A 20,038-nucleotide genomic window follows, 5' to 3' on the forward strand; every position below is an offset into this window, starting at 1 on the left:
AGCATGAGCTATAGCACAGAGATCCGGACGGCACTGGCTGGCTGGGAAAAATGGAACGACCTGGGCGTTGCTGCCCGCGCGGAAATCCTGCGAGGCTTCGCCGCCTCCCAGGCTGCAGATGCCACCAATCTGATCAACTGGCAGCTGGACAACGCCCTGCAGCGGATCGATGAAGTCCTCGAACTGCCGGGACCGACGGGTGAAGCAAACAGCCTGGCGACCTCGGGTCGCGGACTCTTTATCTGCGCCAGCGCCAGCAACAATCCGCTGGCCCTGATCGGTGAAATCTGCAGCGCACTGGTTGCCGGCAATGTGGCGCTGGTACTGGGCACAGAAGCTGAAGCGCTGGTGAAGCAGCTGCATGCTGCCGGTGTCGCCAGCGCCGTTGCCCTGCCGGAGGCTGCTCTGGAGAGCCTGCTGGAAGAAGACGGTATTGCCGGTATCGCCTATTGCGGCGAAGCAACCGAGATCCGCCAGATCAACCGTCAGCTGGCCAGCCGTCCCGGTGTACTGGCGCAGATGGTGGCAGAAACCGATGCTGATCAGCTCAGCAGCATTGCCAGCCCGCACTACATCAACCGTTTTATCACCGAGCGTACCCGCTCGGATAACACCACTGCAGTGGGCGGAAATGCCACCCTGCTGGAGCTGGGTGCCGACTAAAACGATCCACAGCCCCGCGCCGATCTGGCGACGGGGCTTTCGACTCCCCCGGAACAGTCGGCCTGTGCATAACTGATTCAGCCTCAGGGATGAATAAGATTTGGCTTATTAACAGAATGACCGTTCCAATACGAAATAAAGTTTCGCATAATAGCCGCCCTTCAGAATCCCTCTGTTTATCCACAGCGGGATACGCTCTGTTTTGTCGCTAGGCTGCTCATCCACAGCCGTTATCCGACACTTATTTCGTTAGCCAACCCCTGAAGCCGCGCTCAGGCGCTCGGGGTTGTGGGTAACTGCCGTTCCGCTGAAGCGGTCGAGACCCGATTACGCTAACAATAATAGCAAGTCCCATAAGGGCTTCTCCCTGAGAGGAAACACAGAATGATCGAAAATACCGGCGTGATTATCGCCACCTTCCTTGTCTATCTGGCCGTGATGCTGGGTGTGGGTCTCTACGCCTACAAGCGCACCGCTAACTCTGCCGATTACTTCCTCGGCGGCCGCTCTCTGGGGCCCTGGCCTGCAGCCCTCTCTGCCGGCGCATCTGATATGAGCGGCTGGTTGCTGCTGGGCCTGCCCGGTTACGCCTTCGCGTCCGGTATGGAATCCTTCTGGCTGGCGGCTGGCCTGCTGATCGGTACCTGGCTCAACTGGCTGCTGGTGGCCAAGCGCCTGCGCGCCTACAGTATCACCGCCAATGACTCACTGACCCTGCCTGAGTTCTTCGCCAACCGTTTTGAAGATAAGAGCAAGCTGGTTCAGGTGATCTCCGCCTTCTTTATCCTGCTGTTCTTCCTGTTCTATACCTCTTCCGGTCTGGTCGCTGGCGGAAAGCTGTTTGAGACCGTGTTCGGCCTGGACTACACCACCGCAGTGATCATCGGTACGGTCTGCGTCGTTTCCTACACCCTGTTCGGCGGCTTCCTGGCCGTCTCCTGGACCGACCTGATTCAGGGCCTGCTGATGGCCGCTGCATTGGTACTGGTACCGGTAATTGCAATTCAGGCCGACGGCGGTTTTGGCGTAATGCTCGATACGCTGGAAGCGAAGAATCCTGAACTGCTGACTATCTGGAACGACACCAAAGGCGAACCTCTGAGCGCGATTGCGATCATCTCGCTGGCGGCCTGGGGCCTGGGCTACTTCGGTCAGCCACATATCCTGGCACGATTTAAAGCCGTACGCAGCGCGGCGGATATCGCGGTTTCCCGCCGTATCGCCGTAAGCTGGACGGGTCTGTCACTGGTAGGCGCTACCCTGGTAGGCCTGGCAGGCAGCATCTACGTTGACAACCATATGGCCGGTGGCCTGGCTGATGGCGAGAAGATCTTCATGCTGCTGGTGAACGCCATGTTCAACCCGGTCATGGCCGGTATCCTGCTCGCAGCAATCCTGGCAGCCATTATGTCCACTGCCGATTCCCAGCTGCTGGTATCTTCCTCTGCGCTGGCAGAAGATTTCTACAAACAGGTATTCCGTAAAGATGCCTCACAGAAAGAGATCGTGATGGTCGGCCGTCTGGCCGTGATCGGCCTGTCGATCGTAGCGCTGGCACTGGCCATGAATCCGGACAGCACCGTCCTGGGTCTGGTTTCCTACGCCTGGGCTGGCTTCGGTGCCGCCTTCGGCCCGACCCTGATCCTGGCCCTGTACTGGAAACGCATGAACCGCAATGGCGCACTGGCGGGTGTACTGGTCGGTGGTATCAGTGTGGTTATCTGGAAGCAGTTGTCTGGCGGTATCTACGATGTCTATGAGATCGTACCGGGCATGATCTTCGCCACTCTTGCGATCGTTATCGCGTCGTTGGCGACTGCGGCACCTACTCAGTCTGTTGAGGATAACTTCGACAAGTATCAGCGTAGCCTGAACGACTGATCCTGAGATTCACTTGATCACAACAGCCCCGGTGTCACAGCCGGGGCTGTTTTGTTTATGACGGTTCTAATAATGATCAGAGATCATAAGCAGGTCGGAACAACGACCTGAGACCATAAAACAGGCAGGATCAGAAGCTTGATACGAGAGATATCTAATCGAAGATTGATCAGGACCTGTCGGTCTGATCAATCGAGGCCAGTATAACTGGAGGGGACAGGGCCTGGACGCAGCCCCTGAAAGCGAAGAAAAACCGCAAGATCTGATCAGCGTGCTTCGTAAGCCAGATCATCTTCAAAATTATGGCTACGCATTACCTGACGTGCAGCACTGACACACTTGCCACACTTCGAGCCCACATTCAGCTCCTTATTCAGATCGCGCATAGAGCGGGCGCCCTGATCCAGCGCTTCGCGCACCTGGCGGTCGGTCACATCATTACAGATACAGATATACATGGGCGTGGCTTTCCGAAATCAACTTAATTGCTGTTGATAATACTTATCATTAAGCTATGCAACAAGACTCTCATCTTGAAGATTCTTCATGAAGCTGGCCAATTATTGTACTGCGCTTTGTACGCAGTCTTCAGACTACTCCACCGCAGGAGTTTTTGAATCATCTCTGCAGTCACGCCACAAAATGTCACAAGCCTGCCATACTGGAATTGATTGCATTGAAACAGGGGGCCCGCCATGGATAACCGACAGACCACCGAATTGATTCCCGCCGAACTGAACCCGGAAGGGCTCAGAAACCTGAACGAACTGTTCGATTTCGCTTGTCGGAAATACGCCGACCGTCCCGCATTTACCAGCTTCGGCCGTACCCTGAATTTCGCAGAGCTCAGCAAACTCGCCAATGCCTTTGCCTGCTACCTGCAGCGCGATACGGAACTCAGGCCCGGAGACCGGATCGCGATTCAGCTGCCCAATCTGATCCAGTACCCTGTGGTCCTGTTTGGTGCCCTAAGAGCCGGATTAGTCGTGGTGAATACCAACCCCCTGTACACCAGCGCTGAAATGGAATACCAATTCAAAGACTCTGGTGCCAAGGCCCTGGTTATCCACAAAAGCATGGCGCATAAAGCCGAAAAGATTCTTGGCAGCACCCGGATCAAAAACATATTCGTTACTCAGGTCGGTGATCTGCACGGCTTCGTCAAACGCACTCTGCTCAATGCCGCTGTGAAGTACGTTAAGAAAATGGAGCCGGCCTACAACCTGCCGCAAGCTCTGGATCTTCGTCCGGCGCTCGATAAATACCTGGACGAAACTCCCGACCAGATTAAGCAGGAGCCGGATGACCTTGCGGTGCTGCAATATACCGGCGGCACTACCGGTGTTTCGAAAGGTGCGATGCTCAGCCATGCCAATCTGGTCAGCAACTGCCTGCAGGGCTGCGAACGGATCAACCAGGCCGGTGACGACTGGGCTGAGACAGTGATATCACCACTACCGCTCTACCATATCTATGCTTTCACCCTGAGCCAGATCGTAATGCTCGCCGGCGGTCATAGCGTGCTGATCCCCAACCCCCGGGATATTGAGGGATTCGCTAAAGAGCTGAGCCACTGGCACCCCAGCGCCTTTCTCGGCCTGAATACCCTGTTCGTCGCCCTCTGCAACAACGCGACTTTCCAGCAACTGGATCTCAGTAAGCTCAAGGTCACCGTCTCCGGTGGCATGGCGCTGACCCACTCCGCTGCCGAGCTCTGGCAATCAGTGACCGGCTGCCAGATTATGGAAGGCTACGGCCTGACCGAAACCTCACCGGCTGTGGCGATCAACCCCTACGGTGCAGTTCAGGTTGGCACCATCGGCCTGCCACTCGCGGCGACAGAAGTCATAGTGATCGATAAAGAAGGCAAACCGCTCGCCAACGGTGAGATTGGCGAACTCTGCGTCCGCGGCCCCCAGGTGATGAAAGGATACTGGCTCCATAGCGACGAAAGCAGCGCATGCATGACAGCCGATGGCTACCTGAAAACCGGCGATATCGCCCAGATCCAACCCGACGGTTATGTCAAAATCGTCGACCGCGCCAAAGACCTGATAATCGTCTCCGGCTTTAACGTTTACCCTAACGAAGTCGAAGACGTCATTAGCAGCCACCCCGATGTGCTGGAGTGTGCCGCAATAGGAATGCCCGACGCTCTGTGTGGTGAAACCGTCAAAGCCTATATCGTGCGCAGCGACCAAAAGCTCAGTGAAGAATCGGTACAGAACTGGTGCAGGGAGCACCTTAGCGCCTACAAAGTGCCAAAAGAGGTGGAATTCATCAACGAGCTACCGAAAACCAACGTGGGTAAAGTGCTAAGAAGGATGCTGAGAGAGTCAGCAGATAGCCATGCGGCTTAAGCGATGCTTTCAAGACGAGAATCTACCTAAGAATCTATTCTCAATTGGCGTCAGGATTGATGAGGTTCCTGAAAACACCTCATCATTTATCGAGCTGATGATAAACTGGAACCATCTAACTTATTAGGATCGAAGCAAATGACTATTCTGGTAACCGGCGGAGCCGGGTATATCGGCAGCCATACCGTAGTACTACTGCAGGAAGCAGGCTATGACGTTGTTATCTTTGATAACCTCAGCAACAGCAATCCAGAGGTCTTCAACCGAATCGAAGAACTGACAGGAAAACGCCCCCTGTTTATCAGAGGTGATATACGTGATCCTGAAGCCCTGGATAGCGTTTTTCGCGATCAAAATATTGATGCCGTCATCCACTTCGCAGGTCTGAAAGCCGTCGGTGAATCGGTAGAAAAACCCGTTCTTTACTATCGGAACAATGTTGAAGGTTCCGTCAAGTTATTCGAAGCGATGGAAAAGCATAGCTGCAAGCGCATCGTGTTCAGTTCATCCGCAACAGTCTATGGCGATCCCGCTTCAGTTCCCATTCGCGAAGACTTCCCGCTCTCAGCCACCAATCCCTATGGCCGCAGTAAACTGATGATCGAAGATATCCTGCGCGACCTGCAGCGATCAGATAATTGCTGGCAAACAGCGATCCTGCGCTACTTCAACCCGGTTGGTGCACACCCTAGCGGCCGCATCGGTGAAGATCCCAACGGTATTCCCAACAACCTGATGCCCTATATCGCCCAGGTTGCCGTCGGCAAGCTACCGGAATTGAAGGTCTTTGGAGACGACTATGACACGCCAGATGGAACCGGTGTTAGAGACTATATCCATGTGATGGATCTTGCCGCCGCCCACTTGAAAGCTCTAGAGGCACTAACACCAGAACACGGCTGCACCGCCTACAATATTGGCACAGGGCAAGGCTACTCAGTGCTGGAAGCGGCCAACGCCTTTGCAGCAGCCTCTGAAAGAGAGATCCCTTACAGCATTGCACCACGACGAGCGGGTGACATTGCAGAGTGCTATGCCGACCCCGCGTTTAGTGAGTCAACGCTGATGTGGCAAGCCAGATACGGTATGGAAGAGATGGTAAGGGATCATTGGCGCTGGCAGAGCGAAAATCCGCACGGCTATACTGAAAGTTAAACACAGCTGCTGTGGTGCGTTCGACCAGTCTCAGGGAACCTCTGATAATTCAGAAGCTCCCTGAGACCAAAATCACGTAAGCAATCTACGTATATGCTGAATCACAGTCGTCTGTTGCTTCTCAGTCATATTTGACGCAGAAGGCAGGCATACACCGGTACTAAAGAGGTAGTCGCAGAGACTCTCTTCACCATGGCTGTAGTACTCAGTACCTGCGAACAATGGCTGCTGATGCATTGGTTTCCATAAATGACGTGCTTCGATATTTGCAGCCGCGAGCTTTTCTATCAGCGCAGGAGCCGTCACTGCGGTTTTTTCCGGGTTAAGCGAGATCGCCGATAACCAACGATTTGACAGGTCTCCTTCCGGCTCCGGCATCCACTCAATGCAGTCCAGATCTCCCAGCTCAGCACGATAACGATCGAATACTGCACGCCGTGATGCAACCCGCTCATCAAGCACTTTCAGCTGTCCGCGACCGATACCCGCCAGCACATTGCTCATTCGATAGTTATAACCGACCTCAGTGTGCTCATAGTAAGGTGCGGGATCTCGTGCCTGGGTCGATAAAAAGCGGGCTTTTTCTATCAGCTGCCGGTCATTGGAGATCAGCATTCCACCGCCTGAAGTGGTGATAATTTTATTACCGTTAAAGGAAAAGATACCAAATGTACCAAAAGTACCGGTGTGCTTCCCTTTGTAATAGGCCCCCAGTGATTCCGCCGCATCCTCAATTACAGGCACGCCATACTTCTCACTGAGCGCTACGATGCTGTCCATATCGGCACTTTGGCCATACAGGTGTACCACCATAATCGCCTTTGGCGTAATACCTCGACGGGCAAGGCTTTGCAATGCCTGTTCCAATGCTGCAGGCGACATATTCCATGTATCAGGCGCGGAATCGATAAATACGGGCGTTGCGCCCTGATACAGAATAGGGTTCGCGCTTGCGATAAACGTAAAGCTGGAACAGAGCACAACATCTCCGGCACCAACTTCAAGCAAACGCAGCGCCAGATGAAGGGCGGCCGTACCGGAACTGAGCGCCGCCGCATGGCCACTGCCTACATAAGCGGCCAGCTCTGACTCAAAGCCATCCACATTAGGACCGAGTGGCGCTATCCAGTTAGTCGAAAAGGCTTCTTCCACATACTGACGCTCGTAATCTCCCATATGGGGAACCGACAGCAGGATGCGCGGCTGAAGCTCATGTCTGAGATAAAGGTCGACAGGTTTAAACTGTTGATCTACCGCTGGTAACTGACTGACAGCATAGCGGTCCATCATCTCAATCACGGATTCCGGATTCATCCCCGGAGACGCAACGACTGGCGACTTATCTGCCAGTTTATCTAACTTATCTTCCAGCCCGAAACCAGCCAGTAATAACCTACGTATATCACCATCGGTTACTGTCCGTAATAAAATACCCTCTTCATTCACCAGCAGCAGAACTGTTGTACCGCTGTTTTCCAGCTTCTCCAGAGCACTTTTCAAGCTACACTTTCGTGTCACTTCTATCGCAGAAATATCTTTCATATCAATCTCTTCGCCTCGCCGGAACACCCGTGAATGTCATACCCTCACCGACATCAGAAGTCACTACAGCTCCGGCACCAATGATCGCATTATCTGCTATAGAGACCATTGGCAAAATTGTTGCCCCTGCTCCAATCAGAACGTTTTGACCCACCTTAACCCCGCCTCCCAGGGTGGAGCCCGGTGCAATATGAGCAAAGTCACCGATGTCGCAATCATGATCAACGACAGCCCTATGATTGACGATTACGCCTTTGCCAACGCAAGCACCAGGAGCGACCACTGCACCTGCAGCAATAAAACTGCCACTGTTTATATCGGCGTAGTCAGACACTGAAGCGCTTTCATGCATAACCGTAACCGCAGTCCTTCCTGTTGCCTCCAGCCTGCCACTATAGCGGCGGCGGATATGATTATTGCCTATAGCTACATGATACCCACCGGCCTGTCGCTCCAATATATCTACAGACTCTACAACAATACCGGGCAACAGCTGCGTCCCCTGTTTTACAGGATCATCATCGATCAGCCTTATCAGGCGGTCAGGATTGTCTATCCAAACACTGTCCAGAACCACTTTGGCATGCCCGCCAGCTCCGATCACCAGAAGGTCAGTAGGCATTGACCTTCTCCAGTAACCCGGGAGCAAGACTCAGATCAGCAAGGTTCTGAGCTATTTTCTGCCCGGCACTGCCATCACCATACACATTCGTCCATTTCCGATTGCTGAGTTTCAGCGCTTGCTCCAGCCCCTCACGGATGGCGTCTTCATCAGGTCCGGTATCAACTACATTGTCATTACGCTCTCTGCAGCGCTGGCGATCACCGATATTGAGCACCGGGGTTCCCAGTGATGCAGCTTCAATAATACCGCTGCTCGAATTTCCCGCCAGCAGGGAGGCCTCGGTCATCAGGGAGAGGAAGTCCTCTCGCGGAACGTGCAGCACCGTGCGAATCAGCTTTTGCTCTGCATAATGCTGGATAACCCGGGCAACCTCAGCACTGCCGGCATCCGCGTTAGGCATAATAACCAGCGATTGAAGCCCGGAACCCAATACCACCTTTAATAAAGCATCCATCTGTTCAGCCGCCGATGCCGCTTGCTGCACAACCGGATGAAACAGCACCAGTGCCAGCTGCCGCGTGCTATCCAGCCCATAGTCTTCAAACAGGGGTGCCCGGCTGCGCCGCTCTGCCCTAACAATTGAGTCCAGCCCCGGGGCCCCCGTGACAATGATATTGTCAGGTAACTCTCCCATACGTATAAGGCGCTCACGGGCCATTGCCGTCGATGTAAAGTGGTAGTGCGCCAGCTTTGAAATAGCATGGCGAACGGGCTCATCAACCGTACCTGACAGCTCGCCGCCATGAATATGCACCACCGGGATACTGAGATGCAGGGCAGCAATTGCCGCAGCTAACATCTCACCACGATCTCCGAGCAGCAACACTATATCCGGCCTGTCAGACTGTAAGGCAAGGGTAAAGCCCTGGATCTGACTGCCAAGTGCGAGCGCCATCTCGGCACCCTCACCGCCCGACAATTCAACCGGAACTTTTGCCCCTATATGAAAGCCGGCATCTCTGACCTCAGTCCAGGTATCACCATACTCAGGTAAAAGGTGCATACCGGTCAGGTATAGCGAAAGAGATAATGCCGGGTGTCCTTCAATCTCATCTAAAGCGGACTTCATTAAACCGAAATCGGCCCGGGTACCCGAGATATATACAATTCTACGCATCCGCTAAGTCCTTACCAGCAGGCTGACTACCAGCCTGTAGATCACGACAGGCGCGCTTACCTACAACGTCCTGTATATACTTGGGCGCGATGCCCGTGCCCGGGCGTTTCAGGCATATGTCTTCATTGCTGATAATCTGCCCGGCAGTGACATCACTGACTAATGTCACACTACGTCTGACCAGATCCCGAACAGGCAGCTCCGAGTCTCTCGGCTCTTTGAGGCCATTCCCCATGCTGTCTTCGATCCGGCGGATATCTGTCAGCAGTGCTGTCAGCTCTTTGGGTTCCAGCGAGGCCTGATGATCCGGCCCTGGCAGCGAACGGTCCAGCGTAAAGTGCTTTTCGATCACCCGGGCACCACAGGCCACAGCCGCCACTGCAATCAAGGCACCTTCCGTATGATCTGAGTAGCCAACAGGTAAGCCCGTCGCTTTTTCTATTGTCTGCATGGCAGACAAGTTTACGTCCTGATCCAAAGCCGGATAATTCGAGGTACAGTGCAAAATAACCAGTTTATCCTGCAGATCGGCTGACAGACCAAGCTCCTGGCGTACCGAGACAATCGCATCAACGGCATCCCTGACCTCTTCCAGTGATGCCATCCCGGTGGAGACAATCAGTTGTTTATCAAAGGCTGCCAGATAGCGGATAAACGGCAGGTTGGTCAGTTCACCTGAAGGGACTTTAATAATCTCCATGCCCAGCTCAACCAGAAAAGCAGCCGCCGCCTCATCAAACGGTGTAGACATAAACTCGATATCAAGCGCCTTACAGCGTTCGAATAGAACCCGGTGTGCCTCTTCAGACAGCTCCAGACGCTTAAGCATTGCATACTGGTCCAAATCACCGGTCTGACGTTGTTGATACTCCGCGGTTTTAGTGCCTTTGGCCACCAGCTTATCTGCCCGGAAAGTCTGAAACTTAATGGCGTCCGCACCTGACGCTGCAGCCACCTCGACCAGTTCCAGAGCCATATCCAGTGAACCATTATGGTTCACTCCCGCTTCAGCAATTACATAGCAACGATTCATAAACACCTTACGAATAAAATAAACCAGACGGCTCCTTCATCAGGGAAGCGCCGGAAACAGCCCGTACAGACTCTGACCTTCTGGGACTGGGCGATAATATCTGCCTGTCCGCCAAAACAGCTGCATGAAGCCTGTTACAGACTCCAGCCACCATCCACAACGATATTCTGTCCGGTCACATAGGCTGACAGATCAGAAGCCAGAAACAGTGTCACGCCTTTAAAATCCTCTTCAGTACCCATTCGGCCAAGAGGCGTTACCTTCTTGTAGCGCTGCTGAAAGCCGACATCCTGGCCACGCTCAATACCGCCCGGGCTAATACAGTTCACCCGAATTGAGGGGGCCAGTACTGTGGCCAGATAACGCGTAAGCTGCACAAGTCCCCCTTTACTGGCAGCATAAGCCGCCGGGGTCAGATAGCCCAAGCCCTCATACATCTCCATCTTCTGACCCGCAACACCGTATATACTACTAATGTTGATGATTGAAGCGCCCTGGCTCATTTCCATCAGCGGCTTACATAACTGAATCAGATAAAAGGCACCGGTAAGATTGACATTCAGAGCTTTCTCCCAGGTAAAAATATCCTGCTCTTCGAAAGGTGTCGCCCAGCCTTTCAGGCCTGAAGTACCTACCAGCGCAGCGCAGTTGATCAGTATACTGAGATCAAGATCCTTACTTCTCAGAAACTCCGGTACGGTTTCTATCGAGCTTTTATCTGACAGGTCCACCACTAATCCATGATGGCTGCCGCCAAAACGCTCCGTCAGCTGTAAAATCGCCTGTTCGGTTTTCTGCGGGTCAAAGTCCAGTAAAACAACAGTGGCGCCGGCCTCGGCCAGGCTTTCCGCCATCGTGAAGCCCAGATGTCCTGCGCCACCGGTGATCAGTGCTGTACGACCACGAAGGTCGGATAATGCTTTTATAGTGCTCATTATTCTGCTTTCCGGGAAAAGAGATACTCTGCGAATTCAAAGTCCAACAGGGTATCAATATCTACAGCCCGCTCATCAGGCACTACCACCTGCTTAACCTTGCCATCAAAGATCGATGCAGAGTTAAGGATAAAAGAGGGTGAAGAGACGTAAGCGACTGTGGTCATATCAAATACTTCAGGAACATCCTGGCGACGGCTGTAGCGCCGCCCGTCGGCGGCAAGACACACCAGCCGGGAAAAGCCCTCTGCATCTTCGCACAGCATATTAAAGTAAGGGCTGCGTGAAGCCTCTGTGACGGTAACAACCATATCGCAATCGGAGGACTGGTAGCGCTCTATACATGCTTCCACATCGACGACAGCTCGGAGCGGTGATGTTGGCGGCAAGCTGACAAAAAGATCGATATCTGTATTATAAACAGACTGATAGCTTTCAATTGCATGCTTCCAGGCATCATATTCACTGGCAGTATCAGTCGCCAGACAGTCCGGGCGCATAAATGGCACCAGTGCACCACTCTCCCTGGCAACCTGTGCGATCTCTTCATCATCGGTTGAGACCACCACAGCATCAATAGCTGGCGTCTTAAGCGCCGTCTGAATAGAGTGTCCGATAAGAGGGATACCACCCAGCTTACGAATATTCTTGCGAGGCACCCCTTTTGAGCCCCCTCTGGCAAAAATAAATGCAACACAGTGCTGACTTTCCTGCCTGGTCATCATAACTTGATTACTCCGCCTGTAGCTGAGGAACGATCGAGCGCATCGACCAGTTGCAGTACCTGCAGCCCCTCTTCGATGGATACAGGTTCCGGCAGGTTGCTCTCAATACAGTCAATAAATGCCATGAGTTCCTCTTCATACATCTTATTGCGATTGCCATCGCCCTTGTAGAGAAGCTCCCGCCCCTCAGGAGTATCAACTGTTACCCTGTCCTCAATACCATCCCACATCAGGGTGCCCCGCTCACAAATTACCTTGCATAGCCGCACCGGCTGACGTTGCAGCAAATCCAGATGAAAAGAGACAGGAATCTCAGCACCCGCCTGTGCGCAAAACATATGCGCCATTACAAGGTCATCACTATCTATTTCCAGATCACTCACCTTAAGGCGGTACCCCTGAACCGATACGGCATTGCCAAATATCCAGCTCAGATAATCCAGCTCGTGACTAAGCTCAAGCAATGCGCCCCCGCCCAACGACTTCCGGGCAGAAACTGAAGTGCGATAGTCAGTCCCGGGACGCCAGTCCGGCAGGTACTGCCCCACCTCGGCTTTAACCATGATGCACCTGCCATACTCACTTTCATCGACAAGCTGCTTAAAAGCGCGCAGCGAATCAAGAAAGCGCAGGTTGTAGCCCACCATGACTTTTGAGTTCTGGCTTTCAGCTTTAAGCCGAAGCTGAGAGACCCCTTCTGCACAGTGACTCAGGGGCTTCTCAATAAACAGATGCACACCATTGTCGAGCAGGAAGCCTGCTATGTCTAAATGAGTGCTTGCAGGCCCACAGACCAATGCCGCCTGAGGGTTAAACTCAACGGCTTCCTGCTGTGAATGATAGACCCTGCAACCTTCATACTCAGTGCTCCCGGAGCCCGGCCGCCTGAGGATCGCCACTTCAGCATCTGGCATTAAAGAACGAATATTCGCCAGATGCCTTTTTCCAATACTTCCTAACCCTACAACCAGCAGTCGCCTGACCTCTGTCGCTTGCTTCATCTCAGCAGTCTCTCTATCTCACGCACTACATTGCCTGTTGCGCAGCCAGCCACCGGAAGTCCGATACCCGGTTGACCATTTTCAATTGCGCAATCCAGCGCTTGTCCAAACTGTTCAAGATCATACACAGGCTCAGACAATTCCATCACATCGTAGGGTGCATTCTCAGAAAAAATGGACAGTTTTACGTTGACCAGCGGTTTATTAACCAAAGCGGCCTGTAAACCAACAGTCGAAACAGTAACCACAACGCAATCGACTGCATTGAGTAATGTACTCAAATCATCGTCCTGAGTACTCAATTCTACTCGGGGATGGCTGATATCCGGTCGTCTTATATCATTTGGATGAGGGCGGAAAACAGCTCTGCGATCAGGCTGAGCCTCTACCCATTTAATCAGTTCATACTCGATCTTTTCCGGCAGTTTCACATCCCCCTTACGTGAAGAATAGGGGTGATATTCAGGCTCAACATTGGAAGCCCAGAGCACTACAGTATGATCGGAAGGCCAGCCTTTGCGCTCTCTGAACGCATCAGAACACTTTTCTTCAGTATAGAGCTGATCAAATGCCGGATTACCCGTGACGACGATATCATCGGGTGCGCGGCCATGTTCAACCAGTCGCTGTTTAACAAATTCAGATAGCACACAGAGCCGTGAGGCATATCCGGGTTTGCCCAGCCATTCGACTTCTTTCATCGCAAACAGGTCAATCACACACAGAGCCGGAATACCCAGTCCAGAAGCGGCATCCATGGCCGCTTTTTCGGCACGGGGAGAATTAGTCGCCACAATCAGATCAGGGCCCAAATCTGAGAGTAACCGCTGCATCGTTTTCAAAGGGTAAAAGTACTGCCTTCCCCCTTGCTGATACAGCCTGGCGGCATCTTCACTGCCTTTCTCTGCGACCAGATCCATATAAGAAAGCCCCATATAGGCCACGCTTTCCTCATAGGGGACAACCGTATGCTGGGCAGGATCTCCCGCCAATTCCCTACCTTTTTCCAGCGCCTCTGAATCTGAATCCTGAAGCAGGTCTCTAAAGCCAATATAGGGAATGTTCTCCCTTTCGAGCACAAGACCCGCTGTGGTTAGTGCCAGAAAGACGCACCGAACGTTTTCATTTTGACTCAAGGACTTATAAACGGGCAGCAAGGTATTTACATGACCACCGCCATAGGCCACAAACAAAACTGTTTTCATGTCATCCCCTGGCTAAATGCTGTCAATTGTTTTTAATCTTCTGAAATGTCCTGAGCACTGTAGAAATTCAACGATAACAGCCAGGGCACACAGACTAAAAGCAAGAGAGCCAAGCCCCTCCACCAGAAATCCAGGTATACCAACGGCAAAGAAAGCAGCAGGATACAGGCCCTCTCTTAGTTTAATAAGGGTGGCGCATACTAAAACTGAAAGCAGTGTTACGTAAAAATAAAACTTTGTGAAATTACCTCTCACCCAGGTCACATATAAAGTGCTTCGACGTACGACTTTAATAAAAAAGTTATCTGAGTGACCTGCGATAACTCTATTCATAGCTATGACAGGTTCTTTAACCTTAACCAATTTTTTTTCCATAGAAACAGAGACTTTCGCTGGGGACAGTCGATCAAAAAAACCTATTTTATGTACGACAGAGCAGCCAAGTAGCAATGAGAAAACAAACAGCGTGACTGTATAGTTTTTCAGGCTTATTCGTATGGATCGTTTATAAAGCAGGCATATCAGAATCCAGGCAATAAGAACACCTGAGCTCAATGTTGCAAGCGCAGCAGACAACCAGAAAATAAGACGCCGGCCTTCCCCCATATAAACAATAAAATAAAGATAGAACAGCCCAGCGATCACCAGGCAACTTCGATAACTGATCCCAAAGGGCGCTATCAGCAAGAGCATTAAGACGACAAAGGTACTCAAACTCTGCCTTATAAAGTAGAACGGTGACAGGTACGCAACATAAACAAGCGCCTGAAAAAAATCAGGCACTCCGTTCTGATGCATATAAAAGAAAGGATATGCAATAGCATAACGCAGGTAATGCACAGGCGCTAAGATATCAAAATAACCAAGATTATTATGCACATAGTTAACCTGAGAGTAAAAACCATCAAGACTCCCCAGTGCAAACATATCTTTCCCATAGAAGAGCATTACCAGCAAATAAACTGCAGTAGCGCCTAATAACCCCTTACGATATCCAGCCTGCTGACTATTCATGAATCCACCCTGACTAGGCATAAAACGCCCTGAACCAAAGTTCAACAGCCATTAAAGCACGGATTTCCCGGGTATTATTTTTCACGCCCTGACAATGAGATTCAAGCAGTTCAGCCACATAACCATAGTCAAACAATCCACGCGCCCGCGTCTGCTCTGATAACAGTAGATCTTCACACATCGGTTTTAAGCGGGATTTAAACCACTCCCCTACCGGAACCGTAAACATCTGCTTCTTACGGTAGGTAAGGTCACTGCCGATAAGCTCCTCTACTGCTTTTTTATAAATGTATTTTGTTTCCCCATCCCTGAGTTTAAGATCACCCGGCATTTTAAATGCCAGTTCCATGACCCGATAATCCATAAACGGGGCCCGATTTTCTATCGATGCAGCCATTCCCATCCGATCCGGCTTCACCAGATTATTCCCGGACAGCAGCAGCTTCATATCAATATAAAGGGCCTGATTAATTCGATCCATATGGGCTGAAGCAGCAAACAAAGGCGTCAGTACTTCCTGATGTACGGAGTTAACATCCACTCTGGCTTTTATATCCCTGCTCAGCAGGTCTTCACGCTTTTCGTCATTAAACAAAGAGATATTGTCAGCGTACTTTTCCTGAAACTCCCCGGCGCTTACTGCGGTCATATCTGTAGCAAAAAAGTTTTTATACTTATCGTAACCGGCAAACAGTTCGTCTGCGCCATCACCGGTCAACACCATTTTCACCTGTCTAGCCGCCATGTCAGCAACGCGCCGGGTTGGCAAAAAGGAGACATCGCCATGCGGCTGATCACAGTAATAGATGGCTTCGGCCCAGCCGGAGATCATATCCGGATCGACGATCTCACAGTTGTGATCACAGCCAAACCGCTCCGCCGCACTTTGCGCAAACGGCGATTCATCGTAGCGCGGGTCATCAAAACCAATACTGAATGTGCGCACCGGCTGGGACAGATGCTGACTCATCAGACCTACAACCGTGCTCGAATCGACACCGCCGGAGAGGAATGCCCCAAAAGGCACATCTGAGCGCAGCCGGATACGTACAGCATCATCAAGCACGGAGTTGAAGCCTTTGATCCATTCCTCTTCTGATGCATCCTGCTGATAAACAGACGCAAGATCCCACCAGCGGTGAGTACTGATACCGTCCCGCCCAATTCTCAGCCAGCAACCAGGTTCAACATGTTTCACTCCCTCAAACATGGTCATCGGCGGTGGCACAAAGTTATAGGTCAGAAATGCATTCAGCGCCTCCGGGCTAAAAGGGATTTCACCCGTCACCTGCAGTATTGACTTAATTTCCGATGCGAAAAGCACGGCCCCTTCATGCTCATACCAGTAATAAGGCTTTTCACCAACCCGATCCCGCATCAGATAAACGGCATCTTCCCGCTTATCAAATATTGCAATAGCGAACATGCCATTAAGCTTCTCCAGGGCCACGATCCCACCCTGTTCATACAACCGCAGTATTACTTCAGTATCACAATGGGTTGCACAGGGATAACCCGCTACTGACAGTTCTTCTGCCAGTTCCACATGGTTAAAAATCTCACCATTCTGCACAACAACAACGCTCCCATCATCAGAGATAAAAGGCTGATCGCCCGCCTCAATATCCAGAATAGCTAAGCGCTCATTGCCAAGACCAACACGTTTATCTGCATCATAATAGATCCCCTCACCATCCGGCCCCCGATGGCGAATAACCGACCCCATTAATAAAAATTTTTCCTGATCAATAAGCGTATCTGTCTGCGAAAAAAAACCAAAAATACCGCACATAATCAGTTACCGCCCCTAGTCGCAATCTGCTTGATAGTCATCAGGATAATTTTTATATCAAATAAAAAGCTGCTCTTTTCTACATACTCTAAATCAAGCCGGGTGCGCTCTTCAGGTGTAGCAGTTGATCTTTTCGTTGCCTGAGCAAGTCCGGTAATACCCGGTCTGACCTTATTACGCTGACCCCATTCGGCGGATGTATACTCGGCTCGCTGGGCGGGCACATTAGGACGCGGTCCGACTACGCTCATATCACCGGTTAATACATTGATAAGCTGGGGCAGCTCATCGAGACTGGTACGCCGTAAAAGAGCGCCGACCCGTGTAATTCTTGGATCATTCGCTGAGGTAAAGTGTGGCCCCCGTGTCGCAGCATCCGTCACCATACTGCGAAATTTCAGGATCTCGAACGCCTTTCCATTCAGACCTACTCGTTTCTGGCGAAAAACAACCGGCCCGGGCGTATCCAGCCTGATCAGTACAGCGACAATGACAAGCACCGGCGCAAAAATAACCAGACTAACCAGCGCCGCAGATATATCAAATAGCCTTTTCATTCTTATCCCGGATAAACTCATTTATGACGTTACAAACCCTGCGATGATCATCAGCTTTCTGCAGATCAGACCTTTCCAGCAAACCCAGCTGTGCATCCCGCAACTTTCCAAGTTCAGCGGCAAAAGACAGCTCTCCACCTTCTTCATCAATGTCCCGGTTAAAGGTTCTGGACAGGATCACCTGACTGGATCCCAGCCTCAGGTGCTCTCCTAACACCATCTCCCCGGGCAGTGTTCCCTCCCCGACCCGGGCGATACCGCCAACCCCAAAAGGCTTACCGGCAGCGTTAATTATTTCGGCTGCGCGCTCTAACATCCCATTGGAAAAAGGCTCAAACATGAAGGCAAGTCCCAGATCCAAGTGCAGGTCGTTCAATCCTATATAAACTTCTGAAACACCCTTAACCCTGACGATCGCTTCAAGTTGATCAAAGGCAGCCCCCGTTTCAATCAACGGTATAAACTTCACCCGCCCGTTAATCATTGCAGAGAAGGCCGCAACTTCAGATACATCCCGAAACATCGGCTGCATTAAAATATCAGCTCCTGAGCTGATTGCCTGCTCAATCTCATGCGGAGTATCCGGATTAAGCGGATTCAGACGCACTAGCAATTCAGCACGGCAAAGCACCCGCTTTACCTGTTTTACATCACTCATACTGTGCTGACTGATAAACGTATTCAGGTGCCCCTGACGTTCGTACTTTCCCAGCCGTTCCAGATCAACAAATATCCTGGAAACGCCCGAGTGCTCTGCAAACCTCGCCATGTCGGGCTGGTTGGTTATAAAGATAAAATTAATCATATGACCTTTCACGTCTGTAGAGCCTGCTTCTCACCTGAGGCAGGCAAAGTGCGCTGACGGCTGTTACTGCCAGCGACACTATAGAAATTAATAAAAAGGTATACAGGGGACTTGCGTCCTGAGGCAACACCACACTCAGAATAAAATATAGAACGGCAGGCGGCAGAAGGCAGCCAGAAATGCTTCCGCCACTCAATAAGCTGCGCCTAACCTCCGGGTTATTTTTTACCAGCGCAAGCAGGAAGAGCACGCCGCCAAAGACATAAGCGGCCACCAGACTCCACATAATATCTGTAAGAGAATCAGCACCAATGGTACTTAACAGGCATCCCAGCAATATCAGCGATACGCAGTTAATGTACAGAGGTATACGGGTATGCTTCCGGGCACTAAAAACAGCTGTAGCAAATGTAGCAATGCCCATAAAAGGTATAGAAGCCAGCCCGATCGTAAACAGAGTACTCAGGTTACTTTCTACCTGGCTGCTTACCTTGCCGTGTCCGTAAACCAGGCTGACCACTTCTTTGTTTGCGAACAATAAAGCAACCACTGACATCGCTGCCAGAAAGACTGTCAGCCTCATCCCCCAGGCGGTCAGGCTATTGAAGCTTTCAGCCTTTTCACAGGCGTGGGCAGACGATAGTCGGGGGAAAAATACAACAGAGAGAAAGGTCACCGCTAAAGCTAAAGGCAGCTCTACCAGCTTCGTTGCATAGCTCAGCAACGCTATGCCACCCTCATCCAGCTGTGATGCAAAGGCACGGCTAACCACCGGATATATCAGCAATAAACTTCCGGCCCCAGCCACCTGCAGATATCTGACAATCAGATCTCGATTCAATAACCAGGGCATCAGTGTCATATCGGGCAGACCTTTTAACCAGCAGGCCACCGCAAACTGACTCACTAAGCGCACTATCCCGCCAAGCAATACGAAGAACCCCAGCGTCACCAGATCCAGATTGAAGGAAGAGACACATACAAGGCCAGCAACGATACAGATATTTACAATCAGTGTACCCAGCGCAGGAGTCGTAAAGTGACTATGCGCCTGTAAAAATGCGGTCATAACACCCGCCGCCACTGTAAGCGGCATCAGCCAGAACACCGGTACCAACGCCTGCTGCGACACATTCAGCTGATGTTCAGTAAAGCCCGGCGCCAGTACACCCAGCAAAGGCAACACCATTGTGCCCAGTATCAGTGCTACGACTGAAAACAACAGCGTAAAGACGACAACAGACTGAAACCATACAATTTTTGCGTGCTTTTTATCGCCCGAGAATTCAGGAATCAGCGCTGCCGTTAAGCCCCCACCTACCAGAATATTGATAAGCAGGTCAGGTACGCTAAGCAACAACACAACGACATCGGCCTCAGGTGAAACACCATAAGTCCCGGCCAGCACAGCCTCCCGAAAAAAACCTGACAGGCGCCCCAGGAGCATACCAACATTGAGGACTACAGAAGCCAGAAGTATTTTTTTGATCACCCGCACGTACCTAAAACGTCCAAAAAGTCCCCATGATCTGAAAGTACACCGCGACAAAGCTTTTCAGCAGAGATATACAAGCAGACCCCGCCCGTCAAAACAGGCCGAAACAGGGAAAGCCCCTCTGCACCTTCAG

18 protein-coding genes are annotated in these 20,038 nt (G+C 51.5%); 4 read left to right on the forward strand and 14 right to left on the reverse strand.

Annotated elements, in window-relative coordinates; all coding sequences use genetic code 11:
• Positions 1 to 3 precede the first annotated feature (3 nt).
• Entirely contained in the window at positions 4 to 663 is a 660-nt protein-coding gene (locus tag Q354_RS0119065) for a hypothetical protein (protein ID WP_084332672.1), read from the forward strand.
• A 384-nt stretch (positions 664 to 1,047) separates the two neighbouring features.
• Positions 1,048 to 2,544, forward strand: a complete 1,497-nt coding sequence (gene putP, locus Q354_RS0119070) for a sodium/proline symporter PutP (RefSeq protein ID WP_027859005.1) — start codon at positions 1,048 to 1,050, stop codon at positions 2,542 to 2,544.
• A gap of 266 nt (positions 2,545 to 2,810) precedes the next feature.
• Here the strand turns inward: putP and Q354_RS0119075 are convergent, their stop codons facing one another.
• Complete coding sequence (locus tag Q354_RS0119075; RefSeq protein WP_027859006.1) at positions 2,811 to 3,002, reverse strand: (2Fe-2S)-binding protein; 192 nt, start codon at positions 3,000 to 3,002, stop codon at positions 2,811 to 2,813.
• A gap of 237 nt (positions 3,003 to 3,239) precedes the next feature.
• On the opposite strand from Q354_RS0119075, the gene Q354_RS0119080 reads away from it, so the two are divergent.
• Positions 3,240 to 4,904, forward strand: coding sequence for an AMP-binding protein (locus tag Q354_RS0119080; RefSeq protein ID WP_027859007.1), 1,665 nt, complete (start codon positions 3,240 to 3,242; stop codon positions 4,902 to 4,904).
• Positions 4,905 to 5,042: 138 nt separating this feature from the next.
• Positions 5,043 to 6,059: a UDP-glucose 4-epimerase GalE gene (gene galE, locus Q354_RS0119085; RefSeq protein ID WP_027859008.1), complete on the forward strand. Its 1,017-nt coding sequence runs from the start codon at positions 5,043 to 5,045 to the stop codon at positions 6,057 to 6,059.
• Between the two features lie 72 nt (positions 6,060 to 6,131).
• On the opposite strand, the gene Q354_RS0119090 is transcribed toward galE, so the two are convergent.
• From Q354_RS0119090 to Q354_RS0119150, 13 genes are all read right to left on the reverse strand, one after another.
• Complete coding sequence (locus tag Q354_RS0119090) at positions 6,132 to 7,601, reverse strand: aminotransferase class I/II-fold pyridoxal phosphate-dependent enzyme (RefSeq protein ID WP_036230657.1); 1,470 nt, start codon at positions 7,599 to 7,601, stop codon at positions 6,132 to 6,134.
• 1 nt (position 7,602) lies between these two features.
• Positions 7,603 to 8,223: an acetyltransferase gene (locus Q354_RS0119095; RefSeq protein ID WP_027859010.1), complete on the reverse strand. Its 621-nt coding sequence runs from the start codon at positions 8,221 to 8,223 to the stop codon at positions 7,603 to 7,605.
• Entirely contained in the window at positions 8,213 to 9,343 is a 1,131-nt protein-coding gene (neuC, locus tag Q354_RS0119100) for a UDP-N-acetylglucosamine 2-epimerase (RefSeq protein ID WP_027859011.1), read from the reverse strand. Before neuC ends, Q354_RS0119095 begins: the two co-directional genes overlap by 11 nt.
• Positions 9,336 to 10,376, reverse strand: a complete 1,041-nt coding sequence (gene neuB / locus Q354_RS0119105) for an N-acetylneuraminate synthase (protein ID WP_027859012.1) — start codon at positions 10,374 to 10,376, stop codon at positions 9,336 to 9,338. Before neuB ends, neuC begins: the two co-directional genes overlap by 8 nt.
• Before the next feature lie 134 nt (positions 10,377 to 10,510).
• Positions 10,511 to 11,311, reverse strand: coding sequence for an SDR family oxidoreductase (locus Q354_RS0119110; RefSeq protein ID WP_027859013.1), 801 nt, complete (start codon positions 11,309 to 11,311; stop codon positions 10,511 to 10,513).
• Entirely contained in the window at positions 11,311 to 12,036 is a 726-nt protein-coding gene (locus Q354_RS0119115) for an acylneuraminate cytidylyltransferase family protein (RefSeq protein ID WP_211252292.1), read from the reverse strand. The genes Q354_RS0119110 and Q354_RS0119115 overlap by 1 nt, the downstream gene beginning before the upstream one ends.
• Entirely contained in the window at positions 12,033 to 13,037 is a 1,005-nt protein-coding gene (locus Q354_RS27610; RefSeq protein WP_051560349.1) for a Gfo/Idh/MocA family protein, read from the reverse strand. The genes Q354_RS0119115 and Q354_RS27610 overlap by 4 nt, the downstream gene beginning before the upstream one ends.
• The gene (locus Q354_RS0119125) at positions 13,034 to 14,242 is read right to left on the reverse strand and encodes a CDP-glycerol glycerophosphotransferase family protein (RefSeq protein ID WP_027859015.1); all 1,209 of its coding nucleotides are present in this window, start codon (positions 14,240 to 14,242) and stop codon (positions 13,034 to 13,036) included. Before Q354_RS0119125 ends, Q354_RS27610 begins: the two co-directional genes overlap by 4 nt.
• Positions 14,243 to 14,254: 12 nt before the next feature.
• On the reverse strand, positions 14,255 to 15,256 hold the full coding sequence (locus tag Q354_RS0119130; RefSeq protein WP_156948426.1) for a hypothetical protein: 1,002 nt from the start codon (positions 15,254 to 15,256) through the stop codon (positions 14,255 to 14,257).
• 13 nt (positions 15,257 to 15,269) lie between these two features.
• A complete protein-coding gene (gene asnB, locus Q354_RS0119135) occupies positions 15,270 to 17,048 on the reverse strand; it encodes an asparagine synthase (glutamine-hydrolyzing) (RefSeq protein ID WP_027859017.1) in 1,779 nt (592 codons plus the stop codon).
• 2 nt (positions 17,049 to 17,050) lie between these two features.
• On the reverse strand, positions 17,051 to 17,605 hold the full coding sequence (locus Q354_RS0119140) for a sugar transferase (RefSeq protein WP_027859018.1): 555 nt from the start codon (positions 17,603 to 17,605) through the stop codon (positions 17,051 to 17,053).
• Complete coding sequence (locus Q354_RS0119145) at positions 17,589 to 18,422, reverse strand: aldolase/citrate lyase family protein (protein ID WP_211252293.1); 834 nt, start codon at positions 18,420 to 18,422, stop codon at positions 17,589 to 17,591. Before Q354_RS0119145 ends, Q354_RS0119140 begins: the two co-directional genes overlap by 17 nt.
• Positions 18,403 to 19,902, reverse strand: coding sequence for a lipid II flippase MurJ (locus Q354_RS0119150; RefSeq protein ID WP_156948427.1), 1,500 nt, complete (start codon positions 19,900 to 19,902; stop codon positions 18,403 to 18,405). The genes Q354_RS0119145 and Q354_RS0119150 overlap by 20 nt, the downstream gene beginning before the upstream one ends.
• Positions 19,903 to 20,038: the final 136 nt, after the last annotated feature.

Source organism: Marinobacterium jannaschii DSM 6295 (genome assembly GCF_000620085.1).
Lineage (GTDB): Bacteria > Pseudomonadota > Gammaproteobacteria > Pseudomonadales > Balneatricaceae > Pontibacterium > Pontibacterium jannaschii.